The 15095-nt window shown below is 60.1% G+C and carries 16 protein-coding genes and 1 pseudogene; 11 read left to right on the top strand and 6 right to left on the bottom strand.

Translation table 11 applies throughout. From position 1 onward, the window contains the following. Positions 1-13: 13 nt before the first annotated feature. On the bottom strand, positions 14-595 hold the full coding sequence (locus BLIJ_RS08385; RefSeq protein WP_012577931.1) for a xanthine phosphoribosyltransferase: 582 nt from the start codon (positions 593-595) through the stop codon (positions 14-16). A gap of 116 nt (positions 596-711) precedes the next feature. Between BLIJ_RS08385 and BLIJ_RS08380 the strand changes: the two genes are divergently transcribed. The 5 genes from BLIJ_RS08380 to rpsD all read left to right on the top strand — a co-directional run bounded on the left by BLIJ_RS08380 (position 712) and on the right by rpsD (position 7075). Next, positions 712-3405 carry an ATP-dependent helicase gene (locus BLIJ_RS08380; RefSeq protein ID WP_012577930.1) on the top strand — a complete coding sequence of 898 codons (2694 nt, stop codon included), beginning with the start codon at positions 712-714 and terminating at the stop codon, positions 3403-3405. A 144-nt stretch (positions 3406-3549) separates the two neighbouring features. Continuing rightward, positions 3550-3948, top strand: a complete 399-nt coding sequence (locus BLIJ_RS08375) for a DUF4418 family protein (protein WP_012577929.1) — start codon at positions 3550-3552, stop codon at positions 3946-3948. Between the two features lie 90 nt (positions 3949-4038). Next, positions 4039-5256 (top strand): ABC transporter permease, encoded by a 1218-nt coding sequence (locus BLIJ_RS08370; protein WP_012577928.1) that lies wholly within the window; start codon positions 4039-4041, stop codon positions 5254-5256. Between the two features lies 1 nt (position 5257). After that, positions 5258-6250, top strand: a complete 993-nt coding sequence (locus tag BLIJ_RS08365) for an ABC transporter ATP-binding protein (protein WP_012577927.1) — start codon at positions 5258-5260, stop codon at positions 6248-6250. A gap of 198 nt (positions 6251-6448) precedes the next feature. Continuing rightward, positions 6449-7075, top strand: a complete 627-nt coding sequence (gene rpsD, locus BLIJ_RS08360) for a 30S ribosomal protein S4 (protein ID WP_007052130.1) — start codon at positions 6449-6451, stop codon at positions 7073-7075. 178 nt (positions 7076-7253) lie between these two features. On the opposite strand, the gene BLIJ_RS08355 is transcribed toward rpsD, so the two are convergent. Together BLIJ_RS08355 and BLIJ_RS08350 are read right to left on the bottom strand one after the other, a co-directional pair. Then, positions 7254-8036, bottom strand: coding sequence for a gamma-glutamyl-gamma-aminobutyrate hydrolase family protein (locus BLIJ_RS08355; protein ID WP_012577926.1), 783 nt, complete (start codon positions 8034-8036; stop codon positions 7254-7256). Positions 8037-8218: 182 nt separating this feature from the next. Continuing rightward, entirely contained in the window at positions 8219-8659 is a 441-nt protein-coding gene (locus BLIJ_RS08350; RefSeq protein ID WP_012577925.1) for a cytidine deaminase, read from the bottom strand. Positions 8660-8751: 92 nt separating this feature from the next. Between BLIJ_RS08350 and BLIJ_RS08345 the strand changes: the two genes are divergently transcribed. Together BLIJ_RS08345 and BLIJ_RS08340 are read left to right on the top strand one after the other, a co-directional pair. Next, a complete protein-coding gene (locus BLIJ_RS08345) occupies positions 8752-9108 on the top strand; it encodes an SdpI family protein (RefSeq protein ID WP_012577924.1) in 357 nt (118 codons plus the stop codon). Between the two features lie 104 nt (positions 9109-9212). Then, entirely contained in the window at positions 9213-9815 is a 603-nt protein-coding gene (locus BLIJ_RS08340; RefSeq protein ID WP_012577923.1) for a transglutaminase-like domain-containing protein, read from the top strand. A gap of 176 nt (positions 9816-9991) precedes the next feature. Here BLIJ_RS08340 and BLIJ_RS08335 read toward each other — a convergent pair whose 3' ends face one another. From BLIJ_RS08335 to BLIJ_RS15380, 3 genes and pseudogenes are all read right to left on the bottom strand, one after another. Next, entirely contained in the window at positions 9992-10348 is a 357-nt protein-coding gene (locus tag BLIJ_RS08335) for a type II toxin-antitoxin system PemK/MazF family toxin (protein ID WP_014484977.1), read from the bottom strand. After that, positions 10335-10631, bottom strand: a complete 297-nt coding sequence (locus tag BLIJ_RS08330) for a type II toxin-antitoxin system RelB/DinJ family antitoxin (RefSeq protein ID WP_003829235.1) — start codon at positions 10629-10631, stop codon at positions 10335-10337. The genes BLIJ_RS08335 and BLIJ_RS08330 overlap by 14 nt, the downstream gene beginning before the upstream one ends. 72 nt (positions 10632-10703) lie before the next feature. Next, positions 10704-10849 (bottom strand): annotated as a pseudogene (locus BLIJ_RS15380) (IS30 family transposase); the annotation flags it as partial. A gap of 35 nt (positions 10850-10884) precedes the next feature. Between BLIJ_RS15380 and BLIJ_RS08325 the strand changes: the two are divergent. From BLIJ_RS08325 to alaS, 4 genes are all read left to right on the top strand, one after another. Then, positions 10885-11568 (top strand): histidine phosphatase family protein, encoded by a 684-nt coding sequence (locus BLIJ_RS08325; RefSeq protein ID WP_012577920.1) that lies wholly within the window; start codon positions 10885-10887, stop codon positions 11566-11568. Positions 11569-11650: 82 nt separating this feature from the next. Beyond that, a complete protein-coding gene (locus BLIJ_RS08320; RefSeq protein ID WP_012577919.1) occupies positions 11651-12049 on the top strand; it encodes a DUF948 domain-containing protein in 399 nt (132 codons plus the stop codon). Then, a complete protein-coding gene (locus tag BLIJ_RS14710) occupies positions 12049-12285 on the top strand; it encodes a hypothetical protein (protein ID WP_012577918.1) in 237 nt (78 codons plus the stop codon). The genes BLIJ_RS08320 and BLIJ_RS14710 overlap by 1 nt, the downstream gene beginning before the upstream one ends. A 128-nt stretch (positions 12286-12413) precedes the next feature. Further along, positions 12414-15092, top strand: coding sequence for an alanine--tRNA ligase (gene alaS, locus BLIJ_RS08310; RefSeq protein ID WP_012577917.1), 2679 nt, complete (start codon positions 12414-12416; stop codon positions 15090-15092). Positions 15093-15095: the final 3 nt, after the last annotated feature.

Genomic DNA, 15095 nt, shown 5'->3' with positions numbered 1-15095 from the left:
GCAGGCAATGTGCTTAGTGCCTAAATGTGATTTCGCCGGTCTCGGGATTCATGGACTCGACGATGGCCAGCGAATCCACATCGTAGCCTTCAGCGCGCAGCGTGTCACCGCCGCCCTGGAAGCCCTTCTCCACGGCGATGCCAATGCCCTCGACCGTGGCACCGGCCGCCTCGCACAGGTTAATCAGACCGCGCAACGCCTTGCCGTTGGCCAGAAAATCGTCAATAAGCAGCACATGGTCGCCGGCGTTCAGATACTTCTTGGCCACGATCACCGGGAACTCCTTCTGCTTGGTGAAGGAATAGACCGTGGTGGTGTACTGGTCGCCGTCAAGGTTGATGGACTGCGCCTTCTTGGCGAACACCACCGGCACATTGCCGAAATGCTGGGCCGCCACACACGCAATGCCGATGCCGGACGCCTCGATGGTCAGAATCTTGGTGATGTGCTTGCCGGCGAAATGAGCGGCCCATGCCGAACCCATGCGGTCGAACAGACGCACGTCGCACTGGTGGTTCAGAAACGCGTCCACCTTGAGCACATCACCCTCCTTCACCGTTCCCTCGCTTTGGATTCGCTCCTCAAGTTCCTGCATTAGACCTCCCATTGCTGTATGTCAGTGAGTGATATGGATACTCGTAAGTGTACGTTGTCCTACGCTGACCCGTGCATGTGGTAAACATGAATGTCGCGATTCAAAGGGAGGCAACAGTGTACGACGAGCCGGAAGTCATTGCACGCAGCGCGCAGGAACTTGTAGGCGATCTGAACCCGCAGCAGGCGGAAGCCGTGCAATATCGCGGTCAGGCGCTGCTGATCGGCGCCGGTGCCGGCTCCGGCAAAACCCGCGTGCTGACCCGCCGCATCGCCTGGATCTTGAGCCAGTTCGGCGCATGGCCGAGCCAGATTCTGGCCATCACCTTCACCAACAAGGCCGCCGCCGAAATGCGCGAACGACTCGGTTCGCTGATCGGCCCGGTGGCCCAGCGCATGTGGGTCTCCACCTTCCATTCCGCCTGCGTGCGCATTCTGAGGCGCGACGGCAAGTCCATCGGGCTCAAGTCCGGCTTCTCCATTTATGATTCCGCCGACTCCGAGCGACTCGTCAAAATCATCGCCACCGAATTCAACCTCGACATCAAGCGCTACACTCCACGCTCGATCCTCGGCCATATCTCCGACCTCAAGAACAATCTGACCGGTTGGAAGGAAAACCTCGCCGTTCACGCGCCCGACTTCACGCCTGGCCAGCGCGGCTACCAGTTCGGCACGGTGGGCGACCTTGAAGCCATCTATGCGGTGATCTACGCCGAATACGAGCATCGCTTGGCCCTGGCCAACGCCGTCGACTTCGACGATCTGATCGGCCGCACGGTCGAGTTGCTGCGCACCGACCCGGCCGTCGCCGAGTACTACCATCACCGCTTCCGTTACATTCTCGTCGACGAGTATCAGGACACCAACCACGCCCAGTACGTGCTTGTGCGCGAGCTGGCCGGTGTGGACACGGGGGAGAAGGCCATCCCGGGCGCGCCGAACGCCGGCAAGTCCGGCCCCGCCTGGATCACCGTGGTGGGCGATTCCGACCAGTCCATCTACGCGTTCCGTGGCGCCGACATCCGCAACATCCAGGACTTCGAGCAGGACTTCCCGAACGCCAAGACCATCATGCTCGAACAGAACTATCGTTCGACGCAGACCATTCTGGATGCGGCCAACGCGGTGATCAGCAACAACGAGGGCCGCAAGCCCAAGAAACTGTGGACCGCGCTCGGCAAGGGCGAGCCGATTGTCGGCTACGCGGCGGACAACGCCCAGCAGGAGGCCCAGTGGGTAGCCACCGAAATCGCGCGCCTGCACGCCGAAGAGGGCATCGCCTACTCCGACATGGCGATCATGTACCGCGCCAACGCCCAATCTCGCTCGCTCGAAGAGGCGCTGATCAACACGAATCAGCCGTATCAGCTCGTCGGCGGCACCAAGTTCTACGAACGTCGCGAAATCAAGGATGCGCTGGCCTATTTGCAGGCGCTCGTCAATCCGGACGACGATGTGAATCTACGTCGTATTCTCAACGTGCCCAAGCGCGGGCTTGGCGACCGCGCCGAAGGCGTGCTGCTCGCCTACGCGCGCGAGCATGGCACCAGCTTCTTCTACGCACTCATGCACTTGGATGAGATCGAGGTGCCGACCCGCACCGCTACCTCGCTACGAGCATTCCGCGATCTGATGGGCGCGCTCTCGCAGTTCACGCACGCGCACGACTCCAAGCCCAGCGAGATCGTGGCCGAAGTATTGGAGAAGTCGGGCTTAAGGGCCGAACTTGAGAAATCCGTGGATCCGCAGGACGCCTCCCGTCTGGAGAACCTCTCCCAGCTGCAGTCCACCGCAGCCGAATTCGAACAGAACACGCCTGACGCCACGTTGTCCGCATTCCTGGAGACCACTGCGCTCGTGGCCGACTCCGACCAGCTGCCCGGTGAGGCGGAGGACTCCGGCAAGGTGACGCTCATGACCTTGCACACCGCCAAGGGCCTCGAATACCCGGTGGTGTTCCTGACCGGCATGGAACAGGGCACCTTCCCGCATTCGCGTTCGATGGAAGACACCACTGAACTGCAGGAGGAACGCCGACTCGCCTATGTGGGCATCACGCGTGCCAAGCAGAGACTGTATGTCACGCGCGCCGCCGTCCGCTCCCAGTGGGGCCAGGCCGCCGATATGATGCCCAGCCAATTCCTCGACGAGATTCCGGATTCGCTGATTGATTGGAAACGCCGTGAAGCCGGCGTGGAGCGTATGCGCGCCAACTGGGAGACCGATGGATTCGCCGACGATTTGGGCGGCTGGGATGATGACGATTTCGGCGGTGCCACGTTTGGCGGGTCGTCGACGTTCGGCTCGCGTGGTTCGTCCGGTTCGGGTTCGTCCTATGGGTCGCGGTCGCGGTATGGGTCGTCGTATGGCTCGGGTTCCGGCTCCTCGTCGTATGGTTCCCGTTCAGGTTCTTCGTACGGTTCCCGTTCATCATCATATGATTCCCGCTCCGGCTCGTCCTCCTACGGGTCTCGCTCCCGTTCGGGGTCGTCTTACGGGCCGCGTTCCCGTTCCGGTTCTTCGTCCGGTTCATATGGCGGTACCCGTGGCGGCAAGGTCACCACGCGCCGCACCACACCGAAATCCGGTTCGACCGGCTCTGCCGTGCCCAGCTCGAAGCTCACCAAGGACAATGGCCTGAATATCGCCGACTTCGCCGTGGGCGACATGATCAGCCATGATCAGTACGGTCTCGGCAAGGTCACCGACGCGCAAGACAAGGGTCGCAATTCGGTAATCACCGTGGACTTCGGCTCCGCCGGCGTCAAACGCCTCATGCTCCGCGTAGCACCTATTGAGAAGTTGTAGATAGATTGGCCCCTCTGACGAGGGGCTGAGCTATATACCAAATAAATTCACAAAAAACAAGACTTGTGTTCTTCATCACTATCTGGGCATAATGCGGAGGTTGCGCCTACGAGCCCTGGGAACAGGGGAGAGGAAAAAGTAGTTATGAAGAACAAGCTGTTTGCATCCGTGCCCAATATTCTGTTCGGCGCGCTGATCACCATCGCGCCCCAGACCTTTGCGCACGCCTGCACCGGCCATGACATGCCGGGTGCCTGCCACTACTCGCAGCAGGCGGCCACCGGCATCGGCGTCGTCATCCTCGTGTTTGGCGTCGTGGCTTTGTTCGTCGCCCCGCAGATTCGCATCGGCCTCAATATCGCCGCCGCAGCCAACGCCCTGCTACTACTCGCCGTACCCACCTTCCTGATCGGCATCTGCAAGGGCGCGATGATGCACTGCCGCATGGTTATGCTGCCCACGCTCATCGTGCTCGGCGTGCTCACCATCGTGTTCGCGGCCATCGCCATCTGGCTCGACTCTCGCGCCGCCAAGCGCAACTGATCGAGCAGACGGCCGGAGCCCAGCCATTCCGAACGCTGGACTCCGGTCTCGCTTATTGCAACCGCACTATAAGCAACATAAGGACTCATCGTGCCATCCCATATCGCATTGCGCGGCCTTCCGATTGAAAACCTCAAACGCAAGCCGTTCCGCACCGGCGCACTGCTCGCCGTCGTCACCATCCTCGCGCTGACGTTCTTCGGCGGCACCATGCTGACCATGAACCTCAACACCGGCATGACCAGTATGGAGAAGCGCCTGGGCGCCGACCTTATGGTCGTGCCGCAAAACACCGCGCAGAAGGCTGAAGCGCTGCTCACCAGCGGCAATCCCAGCACTTTCTATTTCACCAAAGACATCGCCGACGAGGTCATGCAGGCCGACGGCATCGCACAGGCCACCGAACAGACCTATATATCGTCGCTGGCCGCCGCCTGCTGTGCCGAAAAGCTGCAGATCATCGGTTACGACCCGGACACTGACTTCGTCATCGAACCATGGGTCGCATCCCAGTTCGAAGGCCCCCTTGAAGACGGTCAGATGATTGCCGGCGCAAACGTCAACGTGTCCACCGACGGCACCATCGAACTCTACGGCCATAAGTGGCCGGTCGTCGCCCAGCTCGCCAACACCGGCACCAGCCTCGACAATTCGGTGTTCATCAGCCAAAACACCGTGCCTGATATGGTCGCCGCCTCGGCCAAGGTCTCCAAGCAGGTCATGCCCGCCGAATATGCAGGCGAAGCCGTCTCCACCGTGATGATCAAGACGCAGCGGGGTTACGAAGCGCAGACCGTGGCTGAGAACATCAAGCGTCTTGACTCCCGGTTCGCCGATTTGGGGTACGTATACCCCGGCGGCATCACCGCCAACACCAGAACTTCGCTGACCGCGCTTGTCACCTACCTCAAGATTTTCGTGGCGGTGATCTGGGTAATGGGCGTGATTGTGCTGCTCGCCGTATTCGCCTCGTCGGTGAACGAACGCAAACGCGAATTCGCGTCCCTGCGCATCATGGGCGCCACGCGCGGCATGTTGAATGCCATCATTCTGAAGGAATCCGCCATCATCGGTCTGATCGGTGGCGTAATCGGCGTCGGCGCGGCCAGCCTGGTGATTTTCCCATTCAGTTCGCTGATCGGCAAACAGCTTCAATTGCCGTATCTGCAAGCCAGCCCGGTTGCGGTGATCGGATTCATTGCCGTGACCGTTGTGTGCTCTACGAGCATCGGCATCATCGGTTCGCTGGCCACCATGTGGCGTCTCGGCCGGCCCGAAGCCTACCTGACCCTGCGAGAGGGGGAGTGATATGACTGAGACAACTACGCCGCTTCAGCCGACCACGGTTGGGCCGACCAATCTCCCGCCGACCACGCCAGCTCAGCCGAACGCGCCGACTGCGTCGGATTCGCCGCACGTAACCGAGACGCCCTCCCCGGACCATCTGTTGACCTTGACGGACCTGACCCGCCAGTTCGTCCGCCGCGGCACGCCGTTCGACGCCGTCAGCCACGTGAACCTCACCGTCGATGCCGGCGAATTCATCGCCATCGTCGGCCGGTCGGGCAACGGCAAAAGCACGCTGATCAACATGGTCGCCGGGCTGATTCGCCCGACCTCGGGAACCGTGAGCGTGGCTGGACGCAATGTGGCCGACTTGGGCGATAAAGCACTGTCCGTGCTGAGGAATCGCACCATCGGATTCGTGACCCAAAGCCAGACCCTGCTCGGCAACCTGACCGTGCTCGACAACGTGATTCTGCCCGCAACGATGTTTCCGGAGCCGCTGCCGTTCGCCCAAAACGCAGAAGCAACGGATGCCGTTGCTCAGGTGGACGCTGTTGCGTCGACCGATGCCGTGGCACAAGCCGCTGCCACCAATGATGAAGCAGCCGCCGACCTGTTCATGCCGGATGTCATTGCGCCAATCACAGACCGGGAAAACACGCCGTCAAACACGGCTGCGAGCCGTCCGGACCTGTTCGCCACCCGAGCTCGCATGCTGCTCACCCAGCTTGGTGTCGCCGATCTGGCAGACAGCTACCCGCGCGAGCTGTCCGGCGGTGAAATGCGGCGCGTCTCCATCGCCCGCGCGCTGATGAACCAGCCGAGCCTGCTCATCGCCGACGAGCCGACCGGCGACCTTGACCAGGAGAGCACCGACATCGTAATGCGTCTGCTCAGAGACCAAGCCAACAACGGCACGGCGATTCTCATGGTCACCCATGATCCCGATGCACTCGAATACGCAGACCGGGTGTATCGCATGGACGCCGGAGTGCTGTCCATAGCCTCGGTGTAATATGGTCTGCTGGTGTCTGCCAGCAGGTAGATACCGTCTGGAGTCATAGCCCATCAGCGGGTCGGCGGTAGGTGATCGCAAGAAAACCAACCCGTTCGTGTTCGTTCACGACGAAGCGCTGGGGAGGCCCGGCTCAGCGCTTGCCAGGCATATGCAAGGCAAGCGTTCCGTTCAGATAACGACAGAAGGATTAATCCAATGACGAACGTTCAGCGTTCTCGCCGTCAGGTGCGTCTGTCTCGCGCCCTCGGCATCGCACTGACCCCCAAGGCTCAGCGCATCTTCGAAAAGCGTCCGTACGCTCCTGGCGAGCACGGCCGTGACCGCCGCCGCACCGAGTCCGATTACGCGGTGCGTATGCGCGAAAAGCAGCGTCTGCGCGCTCAGTACGGCATCTCCGAGAAGCAGCTTCGCGCCGCTTACGAGAAGGCCACCCGTACTGCCGGCCAGACCGGTAACGCCATGCTGACCGACCTCGAGACCCGTCTCGACAACCTGGTGCTGCGTGCCGGCTTCGCCCGCACCACCGCCCAGGCCCGTCAGTTCGTGGTGCACCGTCACATCCTCGTTGACGGCAACATCGTGGACCGCCCGTCCTACCGCGTCAAGCCCGGCCAGACCATTCAGGTGAAGGCCAAGAGCCAGACCATGGTTCCGTTCCAGATCGCCGCCGAAGGCGTGCACCGTGACGTGCTGCCTGCGGTCCCCGGCTACCTCGACGTGAACCTGCCGTCCCTGAAGGCCACTGTGACCCGTAAGCCGGAGGTCGAAGAGATCCCGGTGCAGGTCAACATCCAGTACGTGGTCGAATTCTACGCCCGCTGATTCGGGCCCCCTTATCTGAAATATCAGAATCAAGGACATACCGCTTGGACCCCGCTCCCGCAAGGGACGCGGGGTTCTCGCGTTCCGGGGCGCGGGCGTTTTCCCGGAGACTGGATGAACGGAATCACGCCGTTCTGCTTCCTGGAAGGCGTTTCGTCGAGATTGGCGGGAGCTTGCGTCAGCAGGCGTCGATGAAGGCGCTGAGGATGCGACGTTGGTTGCTATCGGCGCGGTGGGAGAACTCAGGATGCCATTGGACGGCCCAGACGAAACGTTTGGCCGGCATCCAGACCGCCTCCACGATGCCGTCCGGCGCGGTGGCCATCGGTTCCAGTCCCTGGCCCAGCGTGCGAATCGCCTGATGGTGATAGCTGTTGACGCCCAGCGTATAGGCGCGCGGATGATACGGCCTGCCGAAGGAATCGACCTCATCGGCCTCCGCCTCACTCGGGCCGTTGTCTCCCAGCGGCCACAACGCACGGGCCAACGGCGAATCGGGCGCGATCGACACTTCGTGGACCACCGGGTCATACGGCGGCTTGTCGCCATGATGCACGACCGGGCTGGGATGTTCGTCCGGCAGATCCTGCCACAGCGTGCCACCCAAGGCGACGTTGAGGCTCTGGATGCCGCGGCAGATGCCCAGCAATGGCTTGTCCGCCGCGATGACGGAGGGAATCAGACGCTCCTCCATCCGGTCGCGGGCCTTGCACAGTTTGACCGTCTTGGGGCCGGCCGTTTCGCCATACCGTTTCGGATCCACGTCGTGGCCGCCGGTGACCAGGAATCCGTCGCATTGGCCGACCAACTGTCCGATTGTGGTCTCGTCGTCGGTCAGCGGCAGCATCACCGGGATACCGCCGGCTTCGATGATGCCGTCGAAATAGCCGGGCAGCATCCACAGGCTATTCAATTTGTCGTCCCACAACGGGACCACGCCGATAAGCGGACGATGGGCCATCGATACCTCCAAATACAGACTTACTGATAAAGCGACTCAACTTGCTACAGTCTCAAACCTGAAAATTGTACCAGTGTGACTTGCGGGCGGAGCCTACTGCATAGCTTAGGGAGGTAGGGATTTCAATCGAGGGCGGCTTATCGCTCGTAGTGTTCCAATTCGGCGAGTGGGTACATCTGAGTTCAATGGTGCGGCTGCAGGTCGCGCAGCGGCACGAACAACGGATGCTCTCCCTGATTGTTGTCTGAAACGGCGCACATCACGTCGTCGCCCCAATAGCGCAGCCGTTCCTGACAGATGCCGCATGGAGACAACACGGTGAACGGGGCGTGTTCGTCATCGCGTACGACGCAGATGGTGTGGGTGACACGGCGATCAAGCTTCATCGCCTCGCACATCGCTCCGACCTCGATGCATAGCGAAGCGGCGGCATTGGGTGTCTCAATCGCCACGCTCGTGACGATAAGTGCCTCCGAGCCGTTGCTTCCGTCATGTTTACCGTTGTCTTTGCCGGCGAGTCGCATCGCCGCCGCGCCTCCCCATCCTGTCGGATACCTTCGCTCGATCAGTTCCACGGCACTGCGATACAGCGCTTCCTCGATATGACGCTCCACTGGAGCCATATGGTCACCTCGCGTAATCGACCTGCCATCGGTGGGCAGGCGGGATTCAAACCATTACTAGTCTAGGGGGGGGAGAGAAATATCCTTGACGCATGCTTATCGTCGAAGTAGTTGTGGCCGTGGTCGTCGGCGTGTTTTTGGTCGGGGTCTATCGTGATGCAAAGAACGGAACGTTGCCTTTGCAGAATTCGGTAGGCATCAAAACGCCGGCAACAATGTCATCCGAAGACACATGGAATCGGATTCACAAGCAGTACGCTCCGATATTCCTCGTTGATGCATGTGCCCTGTTCCTCATCGCCCTTGAAATCATCATTGGCGGGGCCATGGAGAAGAGCTTCAATAACATGGCATCGGAGGCATTGATTGCGTTGGTGGCCACGCTTGTTGTCATGGTGCTGGCCAATCTGGTCGTCGTTGTTGTGGCAGATCGGTCTGCACGAAAATGAGATAGCTTGGTGAGAAGCCGCTATGTCGGACTTGCTGAAACAACCAACCTCGCAACGGGGTAAAAAGTAAGAGAGCGACGAATCGGGATTCTCGGAGGTGTTATATGTTGGATATTCAAGATGATATCAGTAGCTACCTTGCCTTTTCGCACTATATCGATTGGAATGAACCGAGTGTGCAAAGAAAAGCCAAGGAACTAAAAGACTCCACTGAAGGCGAAATCGAACTGGCAAAAGCCGCCTACTATTTTGTTAGAGATGAAATCAAGCATTCATGGGATGTCCAAGACAAAAGAGTCACGGCAACAGCCTCAGACGCATTAAGAGAGGGCGTCGGTATTTGTTGGGCAAAATCTAATTTATTGGCCGCCCTATTAAGAGCAAATGGCATTCCTGCCGGAATATGCTATCAAAGGCTTACGTTAGGCAGTACGCCTGAAAGCGGATACTGCATCCATGCCTTGAATGCCATTTATCTGAGATCCATTGACCGATGGATTCGTGTAGATGCAAGAGGGAATAAAGAGGGTATACAAGCAGACTTTTCTGTTGACGATGAACGTTTGGCTTTCCCCATTCGGAAAGAGTACGATGAGGTGGATTATAAAACTGTGTATGCCGAACCGTTGCCGCAGACAATGAGCATTCTTGAAAATAGTACAGATGCTCTATACATGTATCTGCATTCGCTGCCCGAAAGAATTTGACGAATTCATTTTTATCGGGAGGCAGGAGGCAGCGGCTGTTTCGGACTGCATTAGCGGTTAGCGGGGAACGATTCGCCCGCGACAACAGCCCATCACGCCAAACTTGACAAGAGTGACGTCGGTGACCCGTGCTGCGGCAAGCACCTCGACAGGGATGGTGACGGTATCGGTTGCTCTCAGGCTAGTAGGCCCGGATAGAGTTCGTTGATCGCCCAGGCGACGCGGCCGGCATCATATGCCGAAAGTCTTCCTGTCGGGCCGTCATCGAGGAAAAGATTGCTTGGCAGCCGCAGCAGTTGCGAGCATCGCACGGCGCTGGGCTTGCTCAGTCCCGCGTCCTGCCAGTCACGCAGCACCACATAGCCCGGTTCGTCGCGCCAGGTGTTGCCGGTGACCTTGGTCACCAAGGCGATGCGGGTGCCGTCGTCCCATTGGAGGATCACGCTGGGACGGTTCTTCGCTTTGCCTGGCTTGTCGGGAAAAGCGAACGGCACCCACCATATCTCGAACTGGCGCGGATCAGTCTTCATCATCGTCCCAACCCTCCGGCAGGATCACGGCACCATCACGTATCTGGGGCGTCACGATGCGGGGATCATCCATGTTCGCTTTGAACAGGGGATATCCCTCGTTGTCTTTTTCGAATGAAGGGCGGACGCTTGGCGTGAATGGCAGACGCCCGTCGCGTACCAATTGTCTGAGAGACATTTCGGCAAACGTGCTCAGGTTCAACCCCATGGCGTCAAGTATGGCGATGCCGTCACGCTTGGTCTGCGCATCCAGACTGATTGTGGTCTTCTCCTTGATAGCCATCATTACTCCTTATAACAGTGGTATGACATACGTATATCATACCTCAAATCAGTCATGTCAGCTGGGGCCTGTTATCTATTTGTAAGTGCAACATCCTTGTTCGCGGCTGGTTCTAGTAGTTCGTCGGCGAATGCCTCGGCGGGGGTGCGCTAGCCGAGCACTCGCATGGGCCTGTTGTCGGTTTCGTCGACGGTCTCCTGCGGTTCGCGTGCCATGGAGGGGGCGACGGGCCTGCGTTTTAGCGGACTGCGGTAGCATGGGAACCCTGATTCTGCATTTGCATCTGGTTCGTCATGGGCAAACCACGTTCAATAAATACAACCGTCTTCAGGGATGGTGCAATGCGCCGCTCACCGCATCCGGACTTGCCGATGCCGACAGGGCCGGGCACAAACTTAAGGGCTATGATTTTGCGGCGGCATATTGTTCCGATACTTCTCGCGCCGAAATCACAGCGAAGCGAATTCTCGATATCAATGAGGCTGCCGGACATGCACGGCCAGAACTCACGGCCGATATGCATTTCCGCGAACAATGCTACGGATACTTCGAGGGTCAGGACATGTCGCTGGCTTGGACCGCTGCGGGTGGACCTCACGGCGCGAAGGACTACAACGACATCGTAGCCAAATTTGGTCTGGCCGCCTCCCGTGATTTCCTGAAAGAGGCCGACCCCTTCCATGACGCGGAATCCGATGAAGAATACTGGACGCGCGTCGAAGGAGCATTCCAGCTCATCGCCAGCAACCCCAATCTCAAGGATGGCGATGATGTGCTTCAGATTTCGCACGGTAACACGCTGCTCAGCCTCGGCCACCGTTTCGGAGGCCCCGATCTTGACCTTAGCGAACGACCGGCCAACGGCTCGGTAACCGTACTCGACTTCGACACGACCAAACCGTTTTCGCAGGCCGTGACCATCGTCTCATACGGCAAATAGCGTATTTTATCGTCAGTTGCACGGGTAAATAGGGGAGGAGTGCTACCCTTATCCGAGTAAGTGTGACCTCAAGGAGGCAACAATGGAAGTCGGAGAGATCGCTGGCCTGATCGCGGCCATCGCGTTCGCAGTATTGGCCGGTTTCATGATCTATCCGCTGATCAGGCTGGGCAAGATGTTTGATCAGATATCGCAGACGGTCCGGGAGTCCGGTGAACACGCCATCCCCGCGCTGGACGAAGGCGTGACCACCGTCAAGCAGGTCAACAAGTCGCTTGAAGACGTGAACAAGATTTCCGCCGCGGCTTCCACCACCGCCAACAACGTTGGTGCGTTGACCGATCTGTATGGCTCCTTCCTCGGTAAGCCCATCATCAAGATTGCTTCCACCTTCTACGCGCTGAAAACCACGGGGCAGTCCTTCCTTGCGAAGAACGCCGCGAAAACCACCGTCAACGACACCGCCGAGAAGGGGGAGTGATGTTCAAACGCATCTTCTGGGTCGGCGTCGGCGTGGCCATCGGAATCGTTGCCGTCACCAAGGCACAGGCCTATGTCAAGGCCAATACGCCTGATGCGGCACGCCAGTTCCTGCTTGGCCCCGATCAGGACAATGTGCCGATGAAAACACTCGAAGGGTTGATCAACGAGTTCAATGCCACCCGTCGAGCCCGCGAGGCTGAGCTCAACCGTCAGTACATCGAGCGCGCCAACTGACACGCGCATGCCGCCTTGCCATCTAGTCACTGAACCAGCTAGAACAAACTAGTCCTCATAATCCAGTCTTTTTCCACCAATACCAGGCGCAACTGCGCCCATTACCCAAACAAGGAGTTCATCCGCTCATGCGCACTGCGGACATCGCAAAGCGATACCTCGATTACTTTGCCAAACATGATCATCTCGTCATGCCTTCGGCATCCCTGATTTCCCCGAACCCCACCACGCTGTTCACCATCGCCGGCATGGTGCCGTTCATTCCCTACCTTCTTGGTGAGCAGACCCCGCCGAAGCGCCGCATGACATCGAACCAGAAGTGCGTGCGCACGCTCGACATCGACGAGGTCGGCAAGACCACCCGCCATGGCACCTTCTTCCAGATGCTTGGCAACTTCTCCATCGGCGACTACTTCAAGGAAGAGGCCATCCACTACGCCTGGGAGCTGCTGACCACCCCGCAGGACCAGGGCGGTTACGGCTTTGACCCGGAAAAGCTGTGGGTCACCACCTTTACCGACGATGAAGAGGCCCGTTCCATCTGGAAGAACGAGGGCTTCGATCCCGAGCACATGCAGATTTTCGGCATGGAAGACAACTTCTGGACCACCGGTGGCCCTGGCCCTGGCGGCCCCTGCTCCGAGATCTACGTGGACCGCGGCCCCGAATACGGCCGTGATGGCGGTCCCGCGGCCGATGAGACGCGCTTCATCGAGATCTGGGACCTCGTGTTCGAGAACTACGAGGTCGACAACGTCAAGTCCAAGACCGACCTGCACATCGTCGGCGAGCTTGCCCAGAAGAACATCGATACCGGCGCCGGTCTGGAACGCTTGGCCTACCTGATGCAGGGCAAGCAGAACATCTACGAGACCGATGAGGTCTTCCCGGTCATCGAGGCCGCCGAGCGCCTGTCCGGCCGCAAGTACGGCGAGGACGAGGCCGCGGATGTCAAGTTCCGTGTCGTGGCCGACCACGTGCGTTCCGCGCTGATGATTATGTCCGATGGCGTGCGTCCGAGCAACGTCGGCCGCGGCTACGTGCTGCGTCGCCTGCTGCGTCGCACCGTGCAGGCCATGCGCGTGCTTGGCGTGACCGATCCGGTGATTCCCGAGCTGCTGCCCGTCTCCAAGGAGGCCATGGTCGCCAGCTACCCGGAGCTCAACGACACCTTCCACGATGTCTCCGAAGCGGCCTACGGCGAGGAAGATGCATTCCGTCGTACGCTGGAGAACGGCATCGAGATTCTCGACGTGGCCGTCAAGAAGGCCAAGAAGACCGCCGACCCGGTGGTCTCCGGCTCTGATGCGTTCACTCTGCACGACACCTACGGCTTCCCGATCGAGTTGACTCTCGAAATGGCCGCCGACCAAGGCGTGAAAGTCGACGAGGCCAAGTTCCGCGAACTCATGGCCGAGCAGAAGTCCCGCGCCCGCGCCGACGCCCTCAAGAAGCGCCACAACGTGGACCTGTCGGTCTATGACGACTTCAAGAAGACGCTCGCCAAGCCGATCGACTTCCTCGGCTACACGGACATGTCCGCCCGTGCCAAGGTCATCGGCATCATGCAGGAAGGCAAGGGCTCCGTGCCCGCCGTGACCGGCCCGGCCAACGTCGAGGTCATTCTCGACCGCACCCCGTTCTACGCGGAGGCCGGCGGTCAGCTTGCCGATCAGGGCGAGATCCTGTCCGACGACGGCGCCGTGCTCGAAGTCGACGATGTGCAGAAGCCCATCAAGGACCTCATCGTCCACCAGTGCCGTCTGACCGAAGGCACTCTGGTCGTCGGCGCCGAAGTCAACGCCAACATCGACCTGGCCCGCCGTGGCGCCATCGCCCGCTCTCACACCGCCACGCACATGGTGCACAAGGCGCTGCGTGAGGAGCTTGGCCCGCAGGCCACCCAGCGCGGCTCCGAAGACGCCCCGAACCGTCTGCGCTTCGACTTCCAGTGGTCCAAGGCCCCGGCCAAGTCCGTGATCTCCGCAGTCGAGGAGCGCGTCAACGACAAGCTGCGCGACAACCTCGCTGTGACCACCAAGGAAATGAAGTTCGACGACGCCATCGCACTCGGTGCCATGCACCTGTTCGGCGAGAAGTACGGCGACATCGTACGCGTGGTCTCCATCGGCGAAGACGGCTGGAGCCGCGAGCTGTGTGGTGGTACCCACGTGGACCACGTTGGCAAGATCGGCATGGTCAACATCCTGTCCGAAGCCTCCATCGGCTCCGGCGTGCGTCGTGTCGACGCCGTCGTGGGCCAGGGTGCCTATGACTTCAACGCTCGTGAGCACGCGCTGGTCTCCCAGCTGTCCGACAAGCTCAACGCTCGCCCGGACGAGCTCGCCGAGCGTGTGAACGCCCTGCTCGCCAAGCTCAAGGAATCCGATCGTCGCTTGGCCTCCATGTACGAGTCCCAGCTGGCCGCCTCGGTTCCGGCGCTGGTTGCTGACACCAAGGACTCCGCGGCCCCGGTCAAGGTGGCTGTCAAGAACGTGGGCCACTTCGGCGCGGTCGACGCCCTGCGCAAGACCGTGCTCGACGTGCGCGCACAACTCGGTGAAGACGCCCCCGTGGTGGTGGCCCTCGCCGGCGTGAACGAGGATGACAAGCCGATGGTCGCCGTGGCCACCAACGAGGCCGCCCGCAAGGCCGGCATCAAGGCCGGTGATCTGGTACGTGGCGCAGCCAAGGTCCTCGGCGGTGGTGGCGGCGGCAAGCCGGACTTCGCCCAGGGTGGCGGTGTCGATGCCTCCAAGATCGGCGAGGCCCTCGAAGCGCTCAAGCACGAGGCGCAGAAAGCCTGATTC

The organism is Bifidobacterium longum subsp. infantis ATCC 15697 = JCM 1222 = DSM 20088 (assembly GCF_000269965.1).
Lineage (GTDB): Bacteria > Actinomycetota > Actinomycetes > Actinomycetales > Bifidobacteriaceae > Bifidobacterium > Bifidobacterium infantis.
This window is presented reverse-complemented; position numbering and strand designations above follow the sequence as displayed.

What these genes read in the sequence shown, in the direction of transcription:
- BLIJ_RS08385 (WP_012577931.1), bottom strand. Translation starts at nt 595, where the DNA reads ATGCAGGAACTTGAGGAGCGAATCCAAAGCGAGGGAACGGTGAAGGAG.
- BLIJ_RS08375 (WP_012577929.1), top strand. Translation starts at nt 3,550, where the DNA reads ATGAAGAACAAGCTGTTTGCATCCGTGCCCAATATTCTGTTCGGCGCG.
- BLIJ_RS08365 (WP_012577927.1), top strand. Translation starts at nt 5,258, where the DNA reads ATGACTGAGACAACTACGCCGCTTCAGCCGACCACGGTTGGGCCGACC.
- rpsD (WP_007052130.1), top strand. Translation starts at nt 6,449, where the DNA reads ATGACGAACGTTCAGCGTTCTCGCCGTCAGGTGCGTCTGTCTCGCGCC.
- BLIJ_RS08355 (WP_012577926.1), bottom strand. Translation starts at nt 8,036, where the DNA reads ATGGCCCATCGTCCGCTTATCGGCGTGGTCCCGTTGTGGGACGACAAA.
- BLIJ_RS08350 (WP_012577925.1), bottom strand. Translation starts at nt 8,659, where the DNA reads ATGGCTCCAGTGGAGCGTCATATCGAGGAAGCGCTGTATCGCAGTGCC.
- BLIJ_RS08345 (WP_012577924.1), top strand. Translation starts at nt 8,752, where the DNA reads ATGCTTATCGTCGAAGTAGTTGTGGCCGTGGTCGTCGGCGTGTTTTTG.
- BLIJ_RS08340 (WP_012577923.1), top strand. Translation starts at nt 9,213, where the DNA reads ATGTTGGATATTCAAGATGATATCAGTAGCTACCTTGCCTTTTCGCAC.
- BLIJ_RS08335 (WP_014484977.1), bottom strand. Translation starts at nt 10,348, where the DNA reads ATGATGAAGACTGATCCGCGCCAGTTCGAGATATGGTGGGTGCCGTTC.
- BLIJ_RS08330 (WP_003829235.1), bottom strand. Translation starts at nt 10,631, where the DNA reads ATGATGGCTATCAAGGAGAAGACCACAATCAGTCTGGATGCGCAGACC.
- BLIJ_RS08325 (WP_012577920.1), top strand. Translation starts at nt 10,885, where the DNA reads ATGGGAACCCTGATTCTGCATTTGCATCTGGTTCGTCATGGGCAAACC.
- BLIJ_RS08320 (WP_012577919.1), top strand. Translation starts at nt 11,651, where the DNA reads ATGGAAGTCGGAGAGATCGCTGGCCTGATCGCGGCCATCGCGTTCGCA.
- BLIJ_RS14710 (WP_012577918.1), top strand. Translation starts at nt 12,049, where the DNA reads ATGTTCAAACGCATCTTCTGGGTCGGCGTCGGCGTGGCCATCGGAATC.
- alaS (WP_012577917.1), top strand. Translation starts at nt 12,414, where the DNA reads ATGCGCACTGCGGACATCGCAAAGCGATACCTCGATTACTTTGCCAAA.